The sequence below is a fragment of the Ensifer adhaerens genome, assembly GCF_020035535.1.
In the GTDB taxonomy this organism is placed as follows: Bacteria; Pseudomonadota; Alphaproteobacteria; order Rhizobiales; family Rhizobiaceae; genus Ensifer.
Genome location: NZ_CP083350.1, coordinates 1,057,003 through 1,075,376, shown reverse-complemented (window position 1 = coordinate 1,075,376; position 18,374 = coordinate 1,057,003). Strand labels below are relative to the sequence as shown.

General features: G+C 63.5%; 19 protein-coding genes. 6 read left to right on the top strand and 13 right to left on the bottom strand.

Translation table 11 applies throughout. From position 1 onward, the window contains the following. Positions 1-28 precede the first annotated feature (28 nt). The 3 genes from LAC81_RS25350 to LAC81_RS25340 form a co-directional block, all read right to left on the bottom strand. A complete protein-coding gene (locus LAC81_RS25350) occupies positions 29-631 on the bottom strand; it encodes a nitroreductase family protein (RefSeq protein WP_223729897.1) in 603 nt (200 codons plus the stop codon). Between the two features lie 46 nt (positions 632-677). After that, positions 678-1,052, bottom strand: coding sequence for a hypothetical protein (locus LAC81_RS25345; RefSeq protein WP_223729896.1), 375 nt, complete (start codon positions 1,050-1,052; stop codon positions 678-680). Positions 1,053-1,178: 126 nt separating this feature from the next. Further along, a complete protein-coding gene (locus LAC81_RS25340; protein WP_223729895.1) occupies positions 1,179-1,373 on the bottom strand; it encodes a hypothetical protein in 195 nt (64 codons plus the stop codon). 106 nt (positions 1,374-1,479) lie between these two features. On the opposite strand from LAC81_RS25340, the gene LAC81_RS25335 reads away from it, so the two are divergent. From LAC81_RS25335 to LAC81_RS25320, 4 genes are all read left to right on the top strand, one after another. Beyond that, positions 1,480-2,379 (top strand): LysR substrate-binding domain-containing protein, encoded by a 900-nt coding sequence (locus LAC81_RS25335; protein ID WP_223729894.1) that lies wholly within the window; start codon positions 1,480-1,482, stop codon positions 2,377-2,379. A gap of 128 nt (positions 2,380-2,507) precedes the next feature. Then, positions 2,508-3,332, top strand: coding sequence for an N-formylglutamate amidohydrolase (locus LAC81_RS25330; protein ID WP_223729893.1), 825 nt, complete (start codon positions 2,508-2,510; stop codon positions 3,330-3,332). After that, positions 3,329-5,212: a flavohemoglobin expression-modulating QEGLA motif protein gene (locus LAC81_RS25325; protein ID WP_223729892.1), complete on the top strand. Its 1,884-nt coding sequence runs from the start codon at positions 3,329-3,331 to the stop codon at positions 5,210-5,212. The genes LAC81_RS25330 and LAC81_RS25325 overlap by 4 nt, the downstream gene beginning before the upstream one ends. An 8-nt stretch (positions 5,213-5,220) precedes the next feature. After that, complete coding sequence (locus LAC81_RS25320; protein ID WP_223729891.1) at positions 5,221-6,267, top strand: glutathione synthetase; 1,047 nt, start codon at positions 5,221-5,223, stop codon at positions 6,265-6,267. Positions 6,268-6,319: 52 nt separating this feature from the next. On the opposite strand, the gene LAC81_RS25315 is transcribed toward LAC81_RS25320, so the two are convergent. From LAC81_RS25315 to LAC81_RS25300, 4 genes are read right to left on the bottom strand one after another with little or no spacing between them, the layout of a single operon-like run. Next, positions 6,320-7,072, bottom strand: a complete 753-nt coding sequence (locus LAC81_RS25315; RefSeq protein ID WP_113538329.1) for an ABC transporter ATP-binding protein — start codon at positions 7,070-7,072, stop codon at positions 6,320-6,322. Next, positions 7,066-8,133, bottom strand: coding sequence for a FecCD family ABC transporter permease (locus tag LAC81_RS25310; RefSeq protein WP_162768789.1), 1,068 nt, complete (start codon positions 8,131-8,133; stop codon positions 7,066-7,068). Before LAC81_RS25310 ends, LAC81_RS25315 begins: the two co-directional genes overlap by 7 nt. Then, the gene (locus tag LAC81_RS25305; protein WP_223729890.1) at positions 8,133-9,278 is read right to left on the bottom strand and encodes an ABC transporter substrate-binding protein; all 1,146 of its coding nucleotides are present in this window, start codon (positions 9,276-9,278) and stop codon (positions 8,133-8,135) included. Before LAC81_RS25305 ends, LAC81_RS25310 begins: the two co-directional genes overlap by 1 nt. 51 nt (positions 9,279-9,329) lie before the next feature. Next, positions 9,330-10,463, bottom strand: coding sequence for an ABC transporter substrate-binding protein (locus tag LAC81_RS25300; protein WP_223729889.1), 1,134 nt, complete (start codon positions 10,461-10,463; stop codon positions 9,330-9,332). 106 nt (positions 10,464-10,569) lie between these two features. Between LAC81_RS25300 and LAC81_RS25295 the strand changes: the two genes are divergently transcribed. Next, entirely contained in the window at positions 10,570-11,373 is an 804-nt protein-coding gene (locus LAC81_RS25295) for a class I SAM-dependent methyltransferase (RefSeq protein ID WP_223729888.1), read from the top strand. Between the two features lie 33 nt (positions 11,374-11,406). Here LAC81_RS25295 and LAC81_RS25290 read toward each other — a convergent pair whose 3' ends face one another. The 3 genes from LAC81_RS25290 to nirK all read right to left on the bottom strand — a co-directional run bounded on the left by LAC81_RS25290 (position 11,407) and on the right by nirK (position 14,490). Then, positions 11,407-12,105, bottom strand: a complete 699-nt coding sequence (locus LAC81_RS25290; protein ID WP_223729887.1) for a Crp/Fnr family transcriptional regulator — start codon at positions 12,103-12,105, stop codon at positions 11,407-11,409. A 229-nt stretch (positions 12,106-12,334) separates the two neighbouring features. Further along, a complete protein-coding gene (locus LAC81_RS25285; protein ID WP_223729886.1) occupies positions 12,335-13,252 on the bottom strand; it encodes an SUMF1/EgtB/PvdO family nonheme iron enzyme in 918 nt (305 codons plus the stop codon). 101 nt (positions 13,253-13,353) lie between these two features. Beyond that, positions 13,354-14,490, bottom strand: coding sequence for a copper-containing nitrite reductase (gene nirK, locus LAC81_RS25280; RefSeq protein WP_223729885.1), 1,137 nt, complete (start codon positions 14,488-14,490; stop codon positions 13,354-13,356). A 340-nt stretch (positions 14,491-14,830) separates the two neighbouring features. On the opposite strand from nirK, the gene LAC81_RS25275 reads away from it, so the two are divergent. Beyond that, the gene (locus LAC81_RS25275; RefSeq protein WP_223729884.1) at positions 14,831-16,054 is read left to right on the top strand and encodes an NnrS family protein; all 1,224 of its coding nucleotides are present in this window, start codon (positions 14,831-14,833) and stop codon (positions 16,052-16,054) included. A 67-nt stretch (positions 16,055-16,121) separates the two neighbouring features. Here the strand turns inward: LAC81_RS25275 and LAC81_RS25270 are convergent, their stop codons facing one another. From LAC81_RS25270 to LAC81_RS25260, 3 genes are read right to left on the bottom strand one after another with little or no spacing between them, the layout of a single operon-like run. Then, positions 16,122-16,448, bottom strand: coding sequence for a metal-sulfur cluster assembly factor (locus LAC81_RS25270; protein ID WP_113538321.1), 327 nt, complete (start codon positions 16,446-16,448; stop codon positions 16,122-16,124). Next, a complete protein-coding gene (locus tag LAC81_RS25265) occupies positions 16,435-16,965 on the bottom strand; it encodes a DUF2249 domain-containing protein (protein WP_223729883.1) in 531 nt (176 codons plus the stop codon). Before LAC81_RS25265 ends, LAC81_RS25270 begins: the two co-directional genes overlap by 14 nt. After that, a complete protein-coding gene (locus tag LAC81_RS25260) occupies positions 16,946-18,325 on the bottom strand; it encodes a hypothetical protein (RefSeq protein ID WP_223730318.1) in 1,380 nt (459 codons plus the stop codon). The genes LAC81_RS25265 and LAC81_RS25260 overlap by 20 nt, the downstream gene beginning before the upstream one ends. Positions 18,326-18,374 lie beyond the last annotated feature (49 nt).

Genomic DNA, 18,374 nt, shown 5'->3' with positions numbered 1-18,374 from the left:
CGCTCCCTCGTGGGGGCTCTATCGCGGCTCAGCCGGCAACGAACCGTCCCTCAGATACGATTTCGGAGAGCGCCTTGCGCGGGCTCGGCTGCTCACGCTGCTGGAGGGCCTCCGGAAGGAGCGCCTTGTCGCCGAGGCGGCCGATCGCGACGGCTGCCTCGATCCGGTAGTTTTCGGGAATTTCGAGTTCGGCGCGAGCCCGATCATAGTCGATGCCGGCCATGCCGTGGGCCTGCCAGCCGGAATGCGCGGCCTGCAGGGCGAGCGCGCCCCAGGCGGCACCCGTATCGAAGGAGTGGGTATAGGAAGGCACTTCTTCACTGGCGCCCGGCGGCAGCAACGAGGTCTTCGACAGCACGAAGATCAGCGCCGAGGCCTCTTTTGCCCAGCTCCGGTTGAACTCGTTCAGAAGGCCGAGCAGCTTCTCCCAGTCCTGTCCGCCGCGGCGCGCGTAGACGAAATGCCAGGGCTGGGCGTTGTAGGCAGACGGTGCCCAGCGCGCGGCTTCGAGGATTTCGAACAGCTCGGCCTGTGAGATCTCTTCGGCCGAATAGGCGCGCGGCGACCAGCGTTCGAGAAAAAGCGGATTGATCGCGTGATCCGCGACGCGTGAATTCACATGCAATGTCATGGGGATGGTCCATTCAACGACGACGTGTTACCGCCGTCCGGGTTGGTCATTGACGGCCGAAGCTTTCAAACCGGTCGCAACGACTTTTCAAGGTCGAGATTTCATCGGAGAGTTCGGCGATGCGATCCCTGAGCTCATTGGCCGTGCCGTCCTCGACATCGTCGAATCCGAAACAGTCCCGGGCCTCGTGGATCTCCAAACGGCCCTGCAGGACCTCGCGAATTGCGCTCAAGCGCTCGAATTGCCGCAGCATACTCATCTCAGACCTCATTTCAGCCGATCGCCGCAAGGGCGCGCCGACCGGAGGGCGTTTCTGCCCGCTCGATTCCTGACCGAGCCCGTCCGAGATTATCCACTCAAATAGTAGATTAAAGGAATTCTGACCCAAAGAGCAGGCGAGACGTGAAAAACTGCTCCCCATTGGCGCACGTCCTGGCGCGAACGAAGGGAATGCAATGGAGGACGGAGGCCGCGGCAAAGCGGGCCCCCGTCCCCTGCTGGCAGCTGTGGACCTGGGCGATGGGAGGCTCGCCTAGGTCGAGGCAGATCATGCGCTCGGGAGGCCTTCCCCGTCGGGGCGATTGCCATCGAGGAAGCCCATGTCCCGCTTCAGATGGTCCGACAGATCCCTGACGTCGACGACTTCTGGAGCACGGCTCTTCCGGGTAAACAAAAGTGCCAGCCACGAGCGCGCGGCAAAATCGTTTGTCGACGAAAAACTACGTACTTGAATGGTTGTCATAGCCGTCATCCTCTTCATCAATCCGTCTAATGGACGGACCTTGAAAGTGGTTACGAACAGCATCACCTTCCAATCGAATATCGCTTACTATGCATAAGGCCATTTAATGCATAAGACTCTCCCGCTCCCACCGTTGACGGCGACCCGCGTGTTTGAGGCGGTTGCCAGACATGGAAGCTTCACCAAGGCCGCGACCGAACTCGGCATGACGCAGGCCGCGGTTAGCTATCAGATCAAGGTTCTCGAGGATCGGGTCGGCGCACCCTTGTTTTTGCGCCGCCCGCGCCAGATCGCCCTGACCGAAATCGGGCAGCGGCTGGCTCCCGCGGTCACCCAAGCCTTCGAGCAGCTCAGCGAAGCCTATGTGTCGGCGCGCGGCGGCGCCCAGGGAACGCTTGTCATCAGCACGATCGCAACCTTCGCCTCCAACTGGCTGGCGCGGCGCCTCGGCTCCTTTCAGATCGCCCACCCTTCGCTTGCCGTCCGCCTTCAGACGGATCCGCATCTGGTGGACTTCAGCCGGGAGGAGGTCGATATCGGCATTCGCTCTGGCCTCGGAGAGTGGCCGGGGCTTGCGGCCCACCGGTTGATCAACGCCGATTTCTCGCCGATGCTCAGCCCGAGCCTCGCGGCCAGCATTGGCGGAGTGAAGGAGCCGGCCGATCTCCTGCGCCTGCAGTTGCTCGATCCCGGCGACCCCTGGTGGGCGAAATGGTTTGCGGCCGCGAATGTGCCTGTCGAGGGGCTTTCGAGCCGCCCCGGCGCCAGCATGGGCGCGCAGGTCTACGAGGGAAATGCGGCAATCGCCGGCCAGGGCGTAGCGATCCTGACGCCGGCCTTCTTCGCGGCCGAACTGGCAGACGGACGGCTCATCCAGCCGTTTGGCCTCCTCTGCGACGATAGCCAGGCTTACTGGATGGTCTACCCGGAGACGCGCCGGAATTCACCGAAGATCGGCGCCTTTCGCCAATGGGTTCTCGGCGAACTCGCTGCATCGTCGAGTTGACGCGGGAACCGAGACGGGCACCCGCACCGGGCTGATCCAGCCGGAATTTTGATTCATTCCGGAACTCTCGGCCGTGCCCGGGAGTTGCATTCCCGAGGCGCCCATAGAGAGGGCATGCGGGAGCGAACATGCAACGCGAGCCGACGGAACAGTTCCGTTCAGCGACAGAGAACGCTTGGTGGACCAGCTATCGCGGCGACGGACCGATCGTCGGCGCCGCGATCCATAACGGGCATGCCATGCGCAGCGATGCCCGTGCGCTGGTCGCGCTGACGGACGAGGAAAGGCTGCGTGAGGAAGACCCGTTCACGGAGTTCATCATCCGCGACCTCGCCAACCGCATCGTCGTCCATCGTTCCCGCTTCGAGGTGGATCTCAACCGCGCCCGCACGGGCGCCGTGTATCTCCAGCCCGCACAGGCCTGGGGCCTATCCGTCTGGCGAGAGCAGCCGTCTGCCGAGCTGATCGAAGCATCCCTTGCCGTTCATGACGAATACTACGCCATGCTGCGATCCATGCTGACCGCGATCGAAAGGCGGCATCGGCACTTCGTCGTGCTCGACGTGCACAGCTACAACCACCGACGCCGAGGACCGGAGGCCGAACCGGCTGACGTCGCCGAAACGCCCGAGATCAACATCGGCACCGCCTCCATGGATCGGGCCAAATGGGCGGACGTCATCGATGCGCTGATATCGGCCATCAGCGCCACCACGTTCGCCGGCCGACCCGTGGATGTGCGTGAAAACATCGCCTTCCAGGGTCGCGGCGAGCAGACGCGCTTCATCCACGAACACTTTCCCGATACGGGCTGCGCGATCGCGATCGAGTTCAAGAAGACCTTCATGGATGAGTGGACCGGCAAGCCGGACCTCGAAGCGCTGCGCTCTCTGCGAACACTGGTGGGCTCACTCGTTCCGGTGCTGACCGAGGCGCTCGCGAGGCAACGATGACGGACGGTGGCCCCATCCTCGCGGACCCGAGCCCGGAATGGCTGGAGGAAGCCATTACCCGGCTAAGGGATGGCAGGGCGGTACGGCGGGACTTCGGCGACGGCGGGCGGCTGCACATCGACCGCCTGCTTCCCTTCCTCTGTGTCCATATCGCCGCAGAGCACCAGCAGCCGGTCGCGCGCGACATAGCCCAGGCGAATGCCGCCTATCTGCTGGCGCCGAGCGTCGATATCGCCGCCGCCGTCATAGAGCGGGTCGGCCGCGTGATCGAAGAGCGTCTGGGCATGTTCATCGTTCTCGAATTCGCGGAGCTCGAAAGCGATGACCCGCCGGCCAAGGATGCACCCTTCCTTCCGCCGTTCCTGATCGAAGTCGTTACCGGGGCACGCGCCCCCGAGCAGGTCGCGGCCAAGGCTCTGATCGAAACCGCTGCGACGATCGAAGGAAAGTTCCGGACCCCGCATGTGACCCTCGTCGAACGGCAGCCGGAAGCGCCGGCAAGCGGAATGACCCTGGCGATCGACCACCCGCATCTTACGGTGCGCTTCGCCCCGATCTATTGCGAGCCGGGCACCCGCCGAATCTATCCGCAATTGCGTGAGCGCCTGGTCGCGAGCGTTTTCGACGCCGGCCTGCGGGCCGTTGCAGCCTTCGCCCGCGCGAAGTCCGACGACTTTCGGCTGTCGACGCACCGCGCCTTCGGCCGCAAGGCCTTCGTCGATGCGGTGGTTCGCGCCGATCGCGGCATCGACGAGATTGCCTCGAGCTTCGATTTTCTGCTTGCGGTGACGCCGATCAACGCCGAAACGGCCTGGGCGGAATTCGCATCGAGCGGCTTTTCCAGAAGCCCTCGTCTCTACTATCGGCCGCTGACGCTGCAGATCGAAACCGCCAAGCGCAAACTCTTCACCCTCAATTTCGAGCACCTCGAAGATCCGCTGCTTTACGCCCTCTATCGGGAAAAGCAGCAGGAGGTCGACCTGCAGCTTTCGATGATATCCGCGCGGGAAACCCGCAAATTCATCGAGCTCGGCCGCGCGCTCTACGGCCCGGTGGAAAGCGGGCTTCTCAGCGCTGCGTCGGACATCCTTGCGCGGACCGCGGCGGATGGCGACGCACCCTCGACATCCGGCAACCGGCGCGACTGCGAGTATATCAGGGACCGCGCCCAGGCGATGATATCGGCCTATCGACGTCAGTCGGCCGATTTCACCGCGTCCGTCGAAATTCGCGACGACCTGCCGGCCGGCCTGCTCGTTTCGCGTGGTCAGTTGCTGATCGCGCGAAGTTCGGCACTCGACCAGGATCGCGTCGAGGCGTTGCTCAACCACGAGATCGGCGTTCATCTGCTGACCTATTTCAACGGCTCGGCCCAGGGCCTCAGGGTTCTGCGCTCCGGGCTTGCCGGCTACGAGGGCATGCAGGAAGGGCTTGCCGTCTTCGCCGAGTATCTGAGCGCCGGAATGACCGCGGACCGGCTGCGCGTGCTTGCAGCGAGAGTCGCCGGCTGTGCAGCCCTGCTCGACGGCGCCCTGTTTCCCGAGACCTACCGGCTGCTCGTCGACGGCCATGGCTTTGGCACCGCCGAGGCCTTCAACATTACGCTGCGCATCTATCGCGGCGGCGGGCTGGTCAAGGATGCGATCTATCTGCGCGGCCTGTTGCAACTTCTCGACCATCTCGCCGACGGCGGCAGTCTCGAGCCCTTCTGGATGGGCAAGATCGCAGCCTCACATTTCAGCGCAATCCAGGAACTCAATTTGCGCGGCCTCCTTGGTGCCGCGGCCATTCGCCCTATTTTTCTCGATGACGTCAAAGCGCGCGACCGACTTCAGCGAGCCCAGAGGGGAATTACGCCGCTCGACATGGTCGCAGAGTAGGAAACTGAATGCGCATCGCCTTTCTCGTCAACTCCATCGAGGGTGAAGAGACGTTCTACGCGACGACATCGCTTGCGCTTGCGGCACTCGCCCGTGGCCACCAGATCGTCTACGTGACCCCCGGCGATTTCATCCTGAAGCCCGATGGCCGCCTGATGATCCACGCCCTCAACCTTGGTGCTGCGAAGCCGCGCAAGGCCGAAACCTTCATCGCCGCATTGAGGGGGGACGCGACTGGGCGGGACATTCTCGATATCGCCGATGTGGACGTTCTGTTCCTGAGGAGCGACCCGTCGGAAGACGCAGGTCCCCGCCCCTGGGCCACACAGGCGGGCGTGATCTTCGGGCGGCTTGCGGCCGAGCGCGGTGCGATCGTCGTCAACGATCCCGACGGGCTGGCACGGGCTCAGAACAAGCTCTATCTCCAGGACTTTCCCGAGATGGTCCGGCCGACCACGCTGATCTCGAAGCATGTCGAGGAGATCCGGGCCTTCGTCGATGAGCACCCGGAGGGCGTCATCCTGAAGCCGCTGCAGGGCTCCGGCGGCAAGAACGTCTTCAAGGTCAGTTCCAGCCACGAGACAAACCTCAACCAGATCTTCGAGGCCGTCAGCGAGATGGGCTATGTGATCGCGCAGGAATACCTTCCCGCAGCAACCGAAGGCGACGTCCGGCTGTTCCTGATGAACGGCTTGCCGCTCAAACGTGGCGATACCTATGCGGCGGTTCGGCGCGTCCCGGCGGAGGGTGAGCTACGTTCCAACATGCATGTCAACGGCAGGCCGGTGCCCGCCGTCGTCACACCCGAAATGCTGGCCGTCGCCGAACAGATGCGGCCGAAACTGGTGAGTGACGGCATGTTCCTCGTCGGCCTGGACGTGGTCGGCGACAAGCTGGTGGAGGTCAACGTCTTTACGCCAGGCGCCCTGCCCGAGATCGCCGAACTGACGTCGATCGAGTTCAGCGAGGACATCATGGCCTCGCTTGAACGCAAGCTCGACATCAAACGAGCCAATGGCGGCACGCTATCCAATCGCGAGCTTGCCACGCTCTGACGTCGGCCGGTGGCCGCGACGGCTCGAGCAGTCGGGCTACAACAAGGCCGGGCTACAGGGACTCGTCGACGATCACGACCGGCCGCCCCATCGAACAGGCTTCCACCCGCGCCTCGACGCGGTAGACCGAGCGCAGCATGTCCGCGGTGATCACCTCATGGGTCGGACCGCTCGCCAGCACCGAGCCGCCGCTGATGACGATCGTGTCGTCGCAGTAGCGCAGTGCATGGTTGAGGTCGTGCAGCGCGATCAGCACCGCCATGCCCGACTGCGCCGACAGGCGCTTCATGAAGCCGAGCACCTCGATCTGGCGGAAGAGATCGAGCGCCGAGGTCGGCTCGTCCATCAACAGCACTTCGGGCTTGCGCACCAGCGCCTGGGCGATGGAGACAAGCTGGCGCTGGCCGCCGGAGAGCTCACCGAGGCCGCGAAAGGCGAGGTCGGCGATCCGGAGTTCGCCGAGCACCCGGTCGATCTCGGAGAGCTCAGTGTCCTTCACCTTCCAGCCGGAACCCTGCTTTGCCGACAGAAGCACGGACTCGTAAACCGAGAGCACGGCATTGGCGCCGGTATCCTGCGGCATGTAGCAGATGCCGTCGGGCCCCTTGGCGGTATCCGAAAGATGCACGGTACCGGGGCCGGACGTCAGGTTTGCGATGCGCTTGAACAGCGTCGACTTGCCGGCCGCATTGGGACCGATCACCGCCGTCAAGCCGCCACCGCGCAACACGCCGGTGTTGACGTCCGACAGCACCGTGCGCCGGCCATAGTTCGCGCCGACCTTTTCCAGCGACAGGCTTACCATGCGCGCCTCCTGTTGGTGAAAATCAGCACGAAGAAGAAGGGCACGCCGACGAGCGCGGTAATGACACCGATCGGCAGTACGGCGCCGGGGATCAGCATCTTGCTGACGACCGAAGTGACCGAAAGCAGAAGCGCACCGCAAAGTACCGAGGCCGGCAGGAAGAAGCGCTGATCCTCGCCGACGAGCATCCGGGCCATGTGCGGCCCGACGAGACCGACGAAGCCGATCGTGCCGACGAAGGAAACCGGGATCGCCGCAAGCAGGCTGACCGTCATCATCGCTTCGAGCCTTAGCCGGCGAACATTGATGCCGAAGCTCGCAGCCTTGTCGTCGCCGAGCCGAAGCGCCGTCAGCGCCCAGGCATGACGCGCAAAGAGCGGCAGGGCGAAGAGGAGCACCGCACCGGTGATCCAGACCTTGGGCCAGGTCGCCTTGGTGAGGCTGCCCATCGTCCAGAAGACGACGGCGGCGAGCGCCTGTTCGGAGGCCAGGTATTCGAGCAGCGACAGCGCGGCATTGAAGGTGAAGACGAGCGCGATGCCGAGGAGCACGATCGTTTCCACCGTGACGCCACGCATGGTGGAGGCGAAGTGGATGAAGAGCGCCGCAAGCATCGCCATCAGGAAGGCGTTGATCGGCACCATGTATTGGACGGCGACGGGAAAGACCGCCACGCCGGCAACAAGACCGAGAGCCGCGCCGAAGCCGGCGGCCGCGGAAATGCCGAGCGTGAACGGGCTTGCCAGAGGATTGGCGAGGATCGTCTGCATCTGCGCCCCGGCAACCGACAGCGAGGCGCCCACCGTCACGGCCATCAGCGCGATCGGCATACGAATGTCCCAGATCACCACCCGGAGCTGGTCGCTCACGGTTTCCGGCCGGAACAGCGCGGTCAGCACATCCGCAAGCGGATAGTTCGCCGGGCCGAGTGCCATGTCGACCGCGACCGAGGCAAAGAGCCCACCGAGCAGACAGAAGATCAACACCAAACGGCGCAGGACGAGGGCGCGGTAGCGTCCCCGTCCTTCAATGCCGGAAATCTGGTCGGTCATCGCAACCATTATTCACCACCCTTCGGAAGCGAGGCGAAGTAGCCCGGGCGATAGGTCACCGGCAGAAACTTCTCGTGAAACTCGCGGAATGTCCGATCCGGGTCGAGGTCGGCAAAGAGCTCCGGATGGAACCACTTGGCAAACTGCTGGATCGGAATGAACTCGTAAGGCGCGCCGTAGAACTGGTGCCAGACGGCGTGCACGTTGCCCTCTTTCACCGCCTTCAGGCCGGGAAAGCCGGGGCGCTGCATCAGGCCGCGCAGGCGTTCTTCGGCCGCCGCCGGATCGGCGCCGCGACCGACACTGACGAACTGGTTGAGATCGGATTCCGCCGACCAGTTGCTGCCGGTGATGATGACATGGTCGGGATCGCTGACGATCAGTTGCTCGGGATTGAGATCGCCGAAGGTGCCCTTGATTACGTCCGAGCCGATATTGTGGCCACCGGCTTCTTCAACCATCTTGCCGAAATTCGCGGGACCGAAGGTTCGGCAGCAGACGACGTCACCGGTAATGCCGGGAGAACGCTCGATGAAGACTTTCGGGCGCGCGATCGCCCCGGCCTTTTTAAGTCGGTCCGTCACCAGCGCGATCTGGGCGTTGCGATATGCGATGAATTCGCGCGCCCTCGTTTCAGCGCCGAAAAGCTGGCCGAGGATTTCGACCGATTTTTCGCTGTTGGCCGCCGGATCGACGCGGAAATCGAGATAGACGACGGCGATACCGGCGGCTGCGGCCTTTTCGATGAAGCCCGATTCCTCGACTGCCTTTTCGGCCTCGAGGTTGAGGGTCAGCACGTCGGGCTTGAGCGCAATGGCCGCCTCGAGGCTGAAATCACCCGATGGGATGTAGCCGAAGCGTGGCAGCTTCTCGATCTCGGGGAAGCGCTCGAGATAGGCGGCGTAGGAATCCGGGTCCTTCTTCAGGAGATCGTCGCGCCAGCCGACGATCGTGTCGAAGACATGCTCTCCTTTCAGCGCTGCTGCCACATGGACCTGCCGGGCCTCACCCAGAAGCACGCGCTCGGCGGGCAGCGCAATCTCGACCCGCCGGCCGGTGACATCGATGATCTGCGCCGCGCTGACCGGCAGAGCCGCCAGCACGATTGCGGCGATCGTCGCCGACGCGATTTTCCTGAAGATCGACATTCTCATTCCTTTCGGTCGCCTCGCCGGAGACCTCCCCTCCTCCGGCCGTCGATGCGCTTACTTTGCTGACGTCAGCGAGACGAAGTAGCCGCTCTTGTAGGGAAGCGGTAGGAAGCGCTCATGCAATTCCCTGAACGTCGCTTCCGGGTCGAGATCGGCAAAGAGATCCGGATGCAGCCACTTGGCGATCTGCTGGATCGCGACGAACTGGTAGGGGTTGTTGTAGAACTGGTGCCAGATCGCATGGACCTGGCCGTTCTTGACCGCCTGGACGCCGGTGAAGGCCGGCCGCTCGGTCAGGTTTTCGAGCTTGCGGGCAGCTTCCTTTTCATCGGCGCCATAGCCGACACCAACCCAGGCGCCACCCGGCACGTATCCCTGCCAGTTGCCGCCGGTAATGATGATCTGGTCCGGGTTGGCAGCGATGATCTGTTCCGGATTGACCACGCCGAAGGTGCCGGGAATGATGTCCTTCGCCATGTTCACGCCGCCGGCGAACTCGACCATCTTGCCGAAATTCTCGTTACCGAAAGACATGCAGCAATCGTCGGAATAGCCACCGGCGCGTTCGACGAAAACCAGCGGCTTTTTCGGGTTGGCCTTCGCCAGGACGTCGGTCACCTTGGCGATGCTCTCGGCGCGGAACTTGATGAACTCCTCGGCCTTCTCCTCCTTGCCGAGCAGCTTGCCCATCACGCGCATGCTCGGCTCGGTGTTTTCCATCGGCTTTTCGCGGAAGTCGACATAGACGAGCGGGATGCCGACCTTGGCGAGCTTTTCGATGTAGCCGGCCTCTTCCGTCGCCGTCTTGGCGTCGACGTTCATCAGGACGACATCGGGCTTCAGCGCCACCGCCTGCTCAATGTCGAAGGTGCCGTCCTTCATGCCGCCGAAGGTCGGCAGCTTGGCGATATCAGGGTATTTTTCGAGGTAGGCGGCGTAGCTTTCAGGATCCGCCTTCGCAAGATCGTCACGCCAGCCGACGACATGCTTGAACGGCTCGTCACGATCGAGCGCGCCGAGGAAATAGATCTGGCGCCCTTCGCCGAGGATCACGTGCTCGACCGGCACATTGACCTCGACATCCCGGCCCGTGACATCTTTCAACGTCACGACATCAGCGAAGGCTGCCGTTGAAAAAAGCACACAAAGGCCCGTGGCGGCCGCAGCCACCCCATTGAAAAACCGCATTGTTTTTTGCTCCGCTGGGAAAATCGACGCGATCTAATGTTTCATGACTTTATTAGTCAACATTTATCTTTTAGAACGCCTCCAAACAGGGACGAGCGGGATCGACATGAGCGACGTAACGGATCGGCAGAACTACAACCTGCGGGATGAAATCAAGGCCTACTGGTCGGAGCGCGCCGCAACCTTCGACCTGTCGCCGGGGCACGAGATCTTCTCGGAAGAAGAACGCGCGGCCTGGCACGCCCTGTTTCTGCGCCACCTCGGAGCGGGCGCCGGTCGCGCCGCGCTGGACCTTGCGAGCGGCACGGGCGTCATCTCGCATCTGCTCGACGAACTCGGCTTCAAGGTGCAGGGCCTCGACTGGGCCGAACCCATGCTCGAGCGCGCCCGCGAAAAGGCACGCAAGCGTGGTCGCTCGATCCGCTTCGCCCTCGGTGATGCCGAAAACACCATGGAGCCCGACGGCCACTACGATGTGATCGTCAACCGGCATCTGGTGTGGACGCTCGTCGATCCGGCCGCGGCCTTTGCCGAATGGCTGCGCGTCCTCAAGCCCGGCGGAACGCTGCTGATCGTCGACGGTGACTTTGTGAATACCAGCGCGCTCGAACGGCTGTTCTCGAAGCTCAGCGTCTGGGGACAACGCTTCGGCGTGTTCAAGGCGGAGACGCCGACCGGATCATCTCAGATGATGGCGACGCATCGTAGCATCCTCTCGCGCGTCCACTTCTCCGAGGGCGCCCGGGCGGAAGCCGTCGTCGAGCTGTTGCGCGAGGCGGGCTTCACCGACATTGCGATCGACAGGGATCTTAGCGAGATACACCGCACCCAGGCGCGAAACTGGAACGTTTTCAAGGGCCTGGCACGGAAGAGCCAGCACCGCTACGCCATCTGCGCAAGGCGACCCTAGCGGTTCGACGCGGCAGAACCTGGTTTCAGAAGGCTAGCCGCCGACGCGTTCTGCCAGGCGACGCAGACCCGGAATGTCCTTGAGGGTCAGCTTCTGGCGTCCACCCAGGACAAGGCCCTGCCCTTCCCAGGCGCTGAGGATGCGCGAAACCGTGTGCAGCGTCGTCCCCGTCATTTCCGCGATATCCTGGCGCGAGATCGGGAAATCGATACGGATGCCGCCGCCATCGGGCTTGCCGGCCTGTTCGGCGAGCCGCAGCACGGTATGCGCGACGCGGCGCTCGACTTCCTCCGTCGACATTTCACGGATGCGGGTATGTGCCTCGTCGAGGCGCTGTCCGATCGTGTGCATGGCGTTGACGGCGAGGTGGGGGTTCTTCTCGACGAAGACGTTCCAGAGTTCCGTCGGCCAGGCAAGCACCAGGCTCTCGGTCGCCGCCGTCGCCGTACCCGGATAGTCGTGGCGCTGCAGTGCGCGGGCAAAGCCGAAAAGGTCGCCGGGATTGACGACCCGTACGATGATCTGTTGCCCATCCTTGGTGACCTGGGTCACTTTCAGACGGCCGTGCAGCAGCAGAAAGAAGAAATCGGCCGTCGCTCCCTGTTCGAAGACGGCTTCGTTCTGCGGAACGCGCCGCACCGTGGCGCGCGTCAGCAGCGAATCCAGTTCCGGGTCGCTCATTTTCTGGAACAGAGGGAGCGATTTGACGAGAGTGCGATCGAGTGCAGCCACTTTGGCCCTACATCCTGCCGTTTGAGTTGCCCTGCTCTAGCACAGCCCAGGACCCGGCAAAAGGACCAGGGTGCCGCACGTCCCGTGAGACGCACAAAGGTCGCCGCAGCGTCTCGATTTACCATGTGCCTTTGCCCCCAGATCGGTGACGATCCGGGGGCAAATAGCATTACGAAGTCCTGTGCTGGCCAAGACGCGAGAGGCCCCGCGCTCCACCGGCCATGCGATGTCACCCTGCGCCCTGCAGCCGGCGCTCGAAGGCGTAGAGGAAGCCCGAATACCAGCGGCCGTCTCTCACGAGCCGGAAGCCAAGATTATCCGGCGGCACACCGACGGCGCAGCCGCCGCTTTTCGGATCGCGGATGAAGAAGCTCATCGACGCCCGATGTTTGCCATTGACGACGAAGATGCCGCAGGCCGGCTGCTCCTTCAGCACCTTGCCGTCGTCAGCGATGGTGACGCGGCGATGGCAGGTCTCGGTCCATTCCCAGACATTGCCATCGAGGTCCGCAATCCCATACTCGTTTTCGCCAAAAGCGCCCGAGGGCTGCGGCATCGGGTTCTTCGCCCGCTGCCGGCTTGCCTCGCGCTCATAGTCCGCCAGCCAGCGCAGCGCCGGATTATCCTTGGTGCCATCGATCCCCAGCGCATCGTCGGGGAATTTGGACCCGGCGGCAAAGGCCCATTGCTGGTCGGTCGGAAGACGCCAGACTTCGCCGGTCTTCTTGGTCAGCCACGCCGCGTAGTCGGTCGCGTCGGTATAGTTGACCCCGGTCATCGGCACACCCGACAGGCCGGCGCCATGACCGCCCTCCGGCTGCTGGCAGGCGCCGTCGGCGACGCAGCGCTCGAAGTCCTCGCGCGTCACCTGATACTTCATGATCTCAAGTGGTTCCTTGAGCGCCGCGACGACGATCGGCGCATCGACGGCAAAGCCGTTCTTCAGGAAGTGTCCCTCAGCCCGATAGCTCATTTCACGCGGCGCGATCGTGACAGTCACCGGCGGCCGGATCGATAGGTCGACGCCATCCTTGAGATCGTCAAACAGCCCCACCTTTGCCGAAAGCACGCCACCGATTGCGGCCAAGAGAACGGCCGGGGCTGCGAGCGAGAGGAGCGAAACCGCAGATTTCTTGTTGCTGGGCATGGGAGGTCTCCGGGGGAACGGCACGCGCCGACGGGCGCGTGCCTTTGGTCGCGTGTGGGGCCGCCGAGATCGCGGCCCCACCATCACCTTGCATCAGCCGCCTACATCGATGCCGGCTTGACGACCGATGTCATCAGATCGTCGTTCCATTCGCCGGTGACCTTGAAGTGACCGGCTGCACCCAGTTCGAACGCCTCGATCAGATTGTGGTTCACGTAGGCGTAAACACCCGGCTGGCGGAAGGTGTAGAAGGCAGCGCCAGCGGTACCGCCTGGGATGAGCCAGGTTTCCTGGTCGAGGTCCGGCGGGTTGCGGAACTTGCCGGTCGCCCAGACATAGTCACCGTGCCCGCCGATCAGGTGCGGCCGCGTATCGCGGTTGGCCTGCGAATGGACGACAAGCACGCGCTCGCCCACCGCCGCGGTCAGGGCATTGTCGCCGGTCAGCGCGCCGACCGCGCCGTTGAAGACGATGTGGGTCGGGGTCAGCGTGCGCATCGCCTTCACCGCATCTTCATAGGCATCACCGGGGGTTTCGTACTTCTTGTAGTTCCCGGCCTCGTCCTTCGGCACGTAGAAGTCCTGCTCGCCGACATAGTAAATCTTGTCGTAGGTCAGAGGCTGGCCCTTCTCGTCCTTCAGGCCTTCGCGCGGCAGCACCATGATGGCGCCGTTCATGCCCGAGGTGACGTGCCAGGGCACCATGCCTTCCGGCGCGCAATGGTAGACGAAGACGCCGGGCTTGGTGGCCTTGAAGCGAAGCGTGGTTTCTTCGCCCGGGTTCACCTGTGTCAGCGCACCACCGCCCAGCGCACCGGTTGCGGCATGGAAGTCGATGTTGTGCAGCAGCGTGTTGGTCGCCGGGTTGATCAGCCGAAGTTCGACATAGTCGTTCTCATGCACGACCATCAGCGGACCAGGAACCGAACCGTTGAAGGTCATAGCGTGGATCTCGGTGCCCTCGCGGTCGATCACCAGCTTCTTTTCCTCGATCGTCATGGTGAACTCGACGACGCGCGGTCCGGTCTTGGCGACCTGTTCATGGGCGTGGACGAAAGGCGGCTTGACGAGATCGACCTTCACGCGCGGCAGGGTCGAGATGTCGACGGGGGCAGCGCCTGCCGCCGTGGCGGCGCCGGCCGCCTGTGCCGAAGCGGTATGGAGAAGCGGCGCAACCGCGCCCGCCAGGGCAGCGCCGGCAAGCATCGTCCGGCGGGTCATCTGAAGTTGTTCAGTCATCTTGCTCTCCTTCGACGCGCTCCAGCGGCCGGGATTGGCCTTCTGCGAAACGCGCCTGTATTCAACGAGTTAGAGTGGGCGGCGCCAACGTGGGCGGCCTCACCTCCGGTCTCGACCACCGGTCCCCCAGCAGTCACAAGAGAAGTAGAACCACAGACGAATCGCGTCTTTGTCTTGGAACAAATCGTTTCGACGAGATCGCTTTTCTTTCACGCCGCATGAACACACGCGGCGGAGCGGGGCAGCGATACTTGCGTTTTCGCAAAGAGCCCCTGCGAAGCCATTGATAGATCAAGCCTCATCCGCAAGTCCGCAAGCACGCACGACGAGGACCACGATCATGTTGGACAGATTGATAAGACCGAAACCGAGCGGCGGTATTCCGCGCGGGCTCTCGACCACCGGCCCTGTGCTCTTTTCCTACGGCTTCCGACCGTTCTTTCTCGGCGCCGCGCTCTGGGCGATCGCCGCCATGGTGCTGTGGATCTCTGCGCTTACTATCGGCCTGGACGTTGCCGGCGACTACGGCGCTGCCCATTGGCACGCGCATGAGATGTTGTTCGGCTTCTCATCCGCCGTGCTCGGCGGCTTCCTTTTGACGGCGATCCCGAACTGGACGGGAAGGCTGCCGGTCTCCGGCGGTCCGCTCGCCGCGCTCCTCGGGCTCTGGGTTGTCGGCCGGCTCGCGCTGCTGTCGAGCGGCGTCATCGGCCTGCCTGTCGCTGCCGGCATCGAAGCGCTGTTCCTGCCGGTGCTCCTGCTGATCTGCGCGCGCGAGGTGATCGTCGGCCGGAAATGGAAGGACCTGAAAGTCATCGGCGGGCTGGTGCTCCTGTCTGCGGCCAACATCTGGTTCCACCTTTCAGTGCTCCGGGACCTCGACGAGGATGCAGCAGCGCGGCTGGCGATCGCCGCCTACACCATGCTGATCATGATCGTCGGTGGACGCATCGTGCCGAGTTTCACGCGCAACTGGCTGAACAAGGTGGGGCGCACCAATTTCCCCGTGCCCTATAACCGCTTCGACACGGCAGCGATCCTGATCGGTGTCGCGGCCCTTGCCGCCTGGACCTTCGCACCGGATCACATCGTCACGGGGGCGATCGCGCTTACCGCCTGCGCCTTCCACACGGTGCGGCTGTTCCGCTGGCGCGGCTTGGCGACCTGGCCGGAGAAGCTGCTCTTCGTGCTGCACGCGGCCTACGCCTTCGTGCCGCTCGGCTTCCTGGCGATATCAGCCGGTGCGATCGAGCTCTTGGGCGAATACCCGGTCATGCACGTGCTGACCGTCGGCGTGATCGCATCGATGATGCTCGCCGTCATGACCCGTGCCAGTCGCGGCCACACCGGACGACCGTTGGTGGGATCGGCAATCACCAGCGCCTCCTACGTTGCGATCATGGCCGCGGCGCTGATTCGGCCGCTGGCAGACGTACTGCCCGTGCACTACCACCACCTGATCGCGCTGTCGGGCGTGTTGTGGATCGCCGCCTTCGCGCTGTTCACGCTCGAATACGGACCGATGCTCGTGTGCGATCGCCGCTCGCCCCGCGCCTCAGCCTGACCGCACGTTCGATCCCCAATGCAAAAGGCGCCGCTGATGCGGCGCCTTTTTTTAAACAACACCAGTCTCAGAAGATGCTGCCGTGCGCGAATTCGACCGCGCTGTCGGCCATCATCTCGGGCGTCCAGGGCGGCTCGTAAGTCAGGCGCACTTCTGCGTATTCGACGCCCGGTACATACCAGACGCAGTTCTGCACCGCTTCCTTAAGGAAGGCCGTCGCCGGGCAGCCTTTGATCGTCGTCGTCATGGTGACCCGGGCGATGCCACCCTCCTGAACGTCGATGTCGTAGATCAGGCCGAGATCGACGACGTTCTTGCCCATTTCCGGGTCGATGATGATGCGCAGCGCATCGCGGATCCTCGCCTCGAGGTCCAGGGTTTCAAGCTCCGACATGGGAACGCCTCCCGCCGATACGAATGAGGATCCGGTAGGTCTCGCCGGTCGCATCGAAATTGCCGGCCCATTTGTGCCCGCGCTTTGCGAGCTCCGGATAAAGGAACAGCGGTTCGCGCGCGAGCAAGGCGAACAGCACTTCGCCCTCCGCCATCTTCTCGGCTGTCGCCAGAATGCGCACCATCGGCTCGGGCGGATCGAGCTCCGTCAGGTCGAGCTGGCGGCTCGGGTCGGGCCAGGTGTCCAGATCCGTTTCGCCGGCCGAAAGGCGGATCTCGTCAACCTCTCCTTCTGGCGTGAACAGAACCTCCCAGTCGCCGTTGTCGAGCGGGCGGTCCTGATGGCTGAAGCCGCGTCCGGCCATCACGCTGTAGAGCGGAACGGGCCGGAAGGTCGCGATCAGCTTCAGCGCCTGGCCCGGCGCCAAGCTGTCGACAGCGTTCATGATGGCCTGGAACGGATCGCTGCCACCGCGCAACAGCGGCCGGACGTCGAGTTCATAGGGATCTTGGCTCATGGGAACCTCCGTGAGGAATGGGTGGTAGAAACAGGCCTGGTCGAACGAGTCCGTCAGGCAATCGAAGTTCGGCCGGAACGTTGATCAGTCGCCGTGTTCGCACGAACTCGAGGACGAGCGCATTGACGGCAATCAATTGGCCGAAACTCGCAAAACGAAAAAGGATGGCACTGCCGATCAGCAACGCCAGAGTACCGAGCGCGACCGTCAGATAATAGAGCCGAAACCAGCGAAGAGCCGAGGCTTCGGTAACGAGATCCTGGACCCTGGGGGTCGGCATGCGCCCAAGCGCCGGCCCGTAGCATTCGAGCCAGGTCATGAACGGCACGATCTTGTAAAGCTGGGCGAGACCCATGCCGGTCAGCCAGCCGAACGTTACGAGATAGATGACGGCGCCGGAACCGGTGTCGAGACGGCCGGCAGCCAGCAGCGCGATGAAGAGCACAGTCGCAGCGATCAGCGACACGAAGGCGCCGATGCTGGCGCGGCTGTTGAGCTCGATCACCTTGCGCCGGCGCTCCCGATAGATGCGCAGGATATCGCCGGCATAGATCGCCACCATGGCGGCGCCGGAAGCGACGGCAAGGGCGAGAAGCGGCGCACGGCCGAAAGTGCCCACCAGTATGAGGAGCACCGCCGCCGCCAGAAGACCGAGGCAAAGGGCACCAAGCACGAACACCACGCGGCTGCTTGTCCGCTCCTTGTCCGGCGACAGCATGAACATGGTCAAAAGCCGGTAGCTGACACCCATGGTGGTGAAGCTCAACCAGCCGCCGAGGCCGAGGGAAGCATGAAGCGACAGCCCGTCGATCGTCAGATCGATCGCGCCTTCCGCATCGATCAAACCCGAGAGTACGCCGGCATAGGTGCCGCCGAGCAGCATCGTGCCGAAGAGTGCCGCAAGACCAACTGCGACGAACCGGGCCGGTAGTGGCAGCGGGCGCGCATGCCAGAGCGTGGCTGCAAAGGCAAAACCCAGCACCGAAAAGCCGACGATAGAAAAAGCAGCTCCCAAAGGAAGCAGCATCACCGGAAGATCGATCGCTCCGGAAAGGCTGACGAAGCCGAGCGTCAGGCTCGCGTTGCCTGCAATGAGGAACAGGAGCGCCGGCAGCGCGACGCTCGGGAAGGATAATGCCTGGCCGACGAGAACCGGCACGAACTGCAGCAACGCGCCGGCCATCAGCAGGCTCAGCCAGCCCAGCACGACGACATGGACAAGCGCCAGCGTTTCGGGCGCCTCAAGGGCTGAGACCGGGTGGCCGTAGCCGAAAACCATCATGATCTCTCCAAGAACGAGGAAGATCAACGCGGCCGCGAAGTAGGACATCGTCCAGCGGGAAAGCGAGGCTGCGAACATGGCGGTCCATCCCTGGATCACGATGGATTTGGTCGAGTCGACCAAGGCC

Excerpts from the sequence above, each read along its gene's own strand:
- LAC81_RS25350 (WP_223729897.1), bottom strand. The coding sequence starts at position 631 with ATGACATTGCATGTGAATTCACGCGTCGCGGATCACGCGATCAATCCG.
- LAC81_RS25345 (WP_223729896.1), bottom strand. The coding sequence starts at position 1,052 with ATGGGGAGCAGTTTTTCACGTCTCGCCTGCTCTTTGGGTCAGAATTCC.
- LAC81_RS25340 (WP_223729895.1), bottom strand. The coding sequence starts at position 1,373 with ATGACAACCATTCAAGTACGTAGTTTTTCGTCGACAAACGATTTTGCC.
- LAC81_RS25335 (WP_223729894.1), top strand. The coding sequence starts at position 1,480 with ATGCATAAGACTCTCCCGCTCCCACCGTTGACGGCGACCCGCGTGTTT.
- LAC81_RS25330 (WP_223729893.1), top strand. The coding sequence starts at position 2,508 with ATGCAACGCGAGCCGACGGAACAGTTCCGTTCAGCGACAGAGAACGCT.
- LAC81_RS25325 (WP_223729892.1), top strand. The coding sequence starts at position 3,329 with ATGACGGACGGTGGCCCCATCCTCGCGGACCCGAGCCCGGAATGGCTG.
- LAC81_RS25320 (WP_223729891.1), top strand. The coding sequence starts at position 5,221 with ATGCGCATCGCCTTTCTCGTCAACTCCATCGAGGGTGAAGAGACGTTC.
- LAC81_RS25315 (WP_113538329.1), bottom strand. The coding sequence starts at position 7,072 with ATGGTAAGCCTGTCGCTGGAAAAGGTCGGCGCGAACTATGGCCGGCGC.
- LAC81_RS25310 (WP_162768789.1), bottom strand. The coding sequence starts at position 8,133 with ATGGTTGCGATGACCGACCAGATTTCCGGCATTGAAGGACGGGGACGC.
- LAC81_RS25305 (WP_223729890.1), bottom strand. The coding sequence starts at position 9,278 with ATGAGAATGTCGATCTTCAGGAAAATCGCGTCGGCGACGATCGCCGCA.
- LAC81_RS25300 (WP_223729889.1), bottom strand. The coding sequence starts at position 10,463 with ATGCGGTTTTTCAATGGGGTGGCTGCGGCCGCCACGGGCCTTTGTGTG.
- LAC81_RS25295 (WP_223729888.1), top strand. The coding sequence starts at position 10,570 with ATGAGCGACGTAACGGATCGGCAGAACTACAACCTGCGGGATGAAATC.
- LAC81_RS25285 (WP_223729886.1), bottom strand. The coding sequence starts at position 13,252 with ATGCCCAGCAACAAGAAATCTGCGGTTTCGCTCCTCTCGCTCGCAGCC.
- nirK (WP_223729885.1), bottom strand. The coding sequence starts at position 14,490 with ATGACTGAACAACTTCAGATGACCCGCCGGACGATGCTTGCCGGCGCT.
- LAC81_RS25275 (WP_223729884.1), top strand. The coding sequence starts at position 14,831 with ATGTTGGACAGATTGATAAGACCGAAACCGAGCGGCGGTATTCCGCGC.
- LAC81_RS25270 (WP_113538321.1), bottom strand. The coding sequence starts at position 16,448 with ATGTCGGAGCTTGAAACCCTGGACCTCGAGGCGAGGATCCGCGATGCG.
- LAC81_RS25265 (WP_223729883.1), bottom strand. The coding sequence starts at position 16,965 with ATGAGCCAAGATCCCTATGAACTCGACGTCCGGCCGCTGTTGCGCGGT.
- LAC81_RS25260 (WP_223730318.1), bottom strand. The coding sequence starts at position 18,325 with ATGTTCGCAGCCTCGCTTTCCCGCTGGACGATGTCCTACTTCGCGGCC.